Annotated in this window: 2 protein-coding genes; both read right to left on the reverse strand. The window is 68.1% G+C overall.

Annotated elements, in window-relative coordinates:
- The coding region (gene kdpB, locus B072_RS0130155; protein WP_420707589.1) for a potassium-transporting ATPase subunit KdpB at positions 1-1,926 on the reverse strand (1,926 nt) is incomplete at its 3' end.
- 44 nt (positions 1,927-1,970) lie between these two features.
- The coding region (gene kdpA, locus B072_RS0130160) for a potassium-transporting ATPase subunit KdpA (protein WP_018533684.1) at positions 1,971-3,302 on the reverse strand (1,332 nt) is incomplete at its 5' end.

The following is a 3,302-nucleotide window of genomic DNA, read 5'->3' on the forward strand; positions in this document are numbered from 1 at the left end:
GACCGCGGACAGGATCGCGGAGTTCGGCGAGGACAGGTGCATGATGTTCAGCTTGTCCAGGCCCGGGTAGACCGCCGCGAACAGCGCCGGGATGATCGCGAAGTACTTCGCGACGTCGTTGGCGATGGAGAACGTCGTCAACGCGCCCCGGGTGATGAGGAGTTGCTTGCCGATCTCGACGATCTCGATGAGCTTGGTCGGGTTCGAGTCGAGGTCGACCATGTTGCCGGCCTCCTTGGCGGCCGACGTGCCCGTGTTCATCGCGACGCCCACGTCCGCCTGGGCCAGGGCCGGGGCGTCGTTCGTGCCGTCACCGGTCATCGCGACAAGCTTGCCGCCCGCCTGCTCCCGCTTGATGAGGGCCATCTTGTCCTCGGGGGTGGCCTCGGCGAGGAAGTCGTCGACGCCCGCCTCCTCGGCGATCGCCTTGGCCGTCAGCGGATTGTCACCCGTGATCATGACGGTCTTGATGCCCATGCGGCGCAGCTCGTCGAACCGCTCGCGCATGCCGTCCTTCACGACGTCCTTGAGGTGGATGACGCCCAGGACGCGGGCACCCTCCGAGTCGTCGACGGCGACGAGCAGCGGAGTGCCGCCGGCCTCGGAGAACCGGTTCGTCAACTCCCGTGTATCGGCGGCGACTTCGCCTCCCTGCTGCTCGACCCAGGCGATGACGGAGCCCGTCGCGCCCTTGCGGATCTTGCGGCCGTCGACGTCGACACCCGACATCCGGGTCTGGGCGGTGAACTCGATCCACGTGGCACCGGTCAGCTCACCCTGGTGGCGCTCGCGCAGCCCGTACTTCTCCTTGGCGAGGACGACGATGGAGCGGCCCTCGGGCGTCTCGTCGGACAGCGAGGAGAGCTGCGCCGCGTCGGCGACCTCCGCGTCGGTGGTGCCGCGTACGGGCACGAACTCGGCGGCCTGCCGGTTGCCGAGAGTGATGGTGCCGGTCTTGTCGAGCAGCAGCGTGGAGACGTCACCGGCGGCCTCGACGGCCCGTCCCGACATGGCGAGGACGTTGCGCTGCACCAGCCGGTCCATGCCCGCGATGCCGATCGCGGAGAGCAGCGCGCCGATGGTGGTCGGGATGAGGCAGACGAGCAGCGCCACGAGGACGACCATGCTGAGGTTCTTGCCCGCGTAGTCCGCGAACGGCGGCAGCGTGGCGACCGCCAGCAGGAACACGATGGTCAGCGACGCGAGCAGGATGTTGAGCGCGATCTCGTTCGGCGTCTTCTGCCGGGCCGCGCCCTCGACCAGGTTGATCATGCGGTCGATGAACGTCTCGCCGGGCTTCGTCGTGATCTTGATGACGACGCGGTCGGAGAGCACCTTCGTACCGCCGGTGACGGCACTGCGGTCACCGCCGGACTCGCGGATGACGGGGGCGGACTCGCCGGTGATCGCCGACTCGTCGACGCTCGCGACGCCCTCGACGACGTCACCGTCGCCGGGGATGATGTCGCCGGCCTCGCAGACGACGAGGTCGCCGACCTTCAGTTCCGTGCCGGCGACCTGCTCCTCGGTCCGGCCGTCCTTGGTGAGACGACGGGCGACCGTGTCGGTCTTGGCCTTGCGCAGCGTGTCGGCCTGTGCCTTGCCGCGGCCCTCGGCGACGGCCTCCGCGAGGTTCGCGAAGATCACCGTCAGCCACAGCCAGGCGCTGATGGTCCAGCCGAACCAGTCGGACGGGTCCTTGAACGAGAAGACGGTCGTCAGGACCGACCCGATGAGCACCACGAACATGACCGGCGACTTGACCATCACGCGCGGGTCGAGCTTGCGACAGGCGTCCGGCAGCGACTTCAGCAGCTGCTTCGGGTCGAAGAGACCCGCGCCGACCTTGCCTTCGCCTTCTTGACCGGGCTTGTGACCGGTCGGCACGTCCTGGTGCGGCGCCCGGGTGGGAGTGACTGTGGACATGGCGTCCTCGGAATTCTTCTTCTGAGTCTTCTCTGTACGTACGGTCATGACGCGAGGCCTTCCGCGAGCGGGCCGAGCGCGAGCGCCGGGAAGTAGGTCAGGCCGGTGACGATCAGCACCGTGCCGACCAGCAGGCCGGTGAACAGCGGCTTCTGGGTGCGCAGGGTGCCCGCGGTGGCCGGGACCGGCTGCTGCTCGGCCAGCGAACCGGCGAGCGCGAGCACGAACACCATCGGCAGGAAGCGGCCGAGGAGCATCGCGAGGCCGATCGTGGTGTTGAACCACTGGGTGTCGGCGCTGAGCCCTGCGAAGGCGCTGCCGTTGTTGTTGGCGCCGGACGTGAACGCGTACAGGATCTCGGAGAAGCCGTGCGCGCCGCCGTTCAGCATGGAGTCCTTCGGCGTCGACATGGCCATCGACAGGGACGTGAAGACGAGGACGAGCGCCGGCGTGATGAGGATGTAGCAGGCGGCGAACTTGATCTCGCGGGTGCCGATCTTCTTGCCGAGGTACTCGGGCGTCCGGCCGACCATCAGACCGGCGATGAACACCGCGATGATCGCCATGATCAGCATGCCGTAGAGACCGGAGCCGGTGCCGCCGGGCGCGATCTCGCCGAGCTGCATGCCCAGCATCGTGATGCCGCCGCCCAGGCCGGTGAAGGAGGAGTGGAAGGAGTCGACGGCGCCGGTCGAGGTGAGCGTCGTGGAGACCGCGAAGATCGACGAGCCGCCGATCCCGAAGCGGGTCTCCTTGCCCTCCATCGCACCGCCGGCCAGGTCGAACGCCGGGCCGTGGTGGGCGAACTCGGTCCACATCATCAGCGCGACGAAGGCGACCCAGATCGTCGCCATCGTGGCGAGGATCGCGTAGCCCTGCTTGATCGAGCCGACCATCCTGCCGAACGTGCGGGTCAGCGCGAACGGGATGACGAGGATCAGGAAGACCTCGAAGAGGTTCGAGAAGCCGTTGGGGTTCTCGAAGGGGTGGGCGGAGTTGGCGTTGAAGTAGCCGCCGCCGTTGGTGCCCAGCTCCTTGATGGCTTCCTGGGAGGCGACGGCGCCGCCGTTCCACTCCTGGCTGCCGCCCATGAACTGGCCGACCTCGTGGATCCCGGCGAAGTTCTGGATCGCGCCGCAGGCGACCAGGACGATCGCGCCGATCACCGAGATCGGGATCAGGATGCGGACGACGCCTCGGACCAGGTCGGCCCAGAAGTTGCCCAGTTCACCGGTGCGCGAGCGGGCGAAGCCCCGTACGAGAGCCACCGCCACGGCGATGCCGACGGCCGCCGAGACGAAGTTCTGCACCGCGAGGCCGCCGGTCTGCACGACGTGGCCCATCGCCTGCTCGCCGTAGTACGACTGCCAGTTGGT

The sequence above is a fragment of the Streptomyces sp. HmicA12 genome, from assembly GCF_000373565.1.
Lineage (GTDB): Bacteria > Actinomycetota > Actinomycetes > Streptomycetales > Streptomycetaceae > Streptomyces.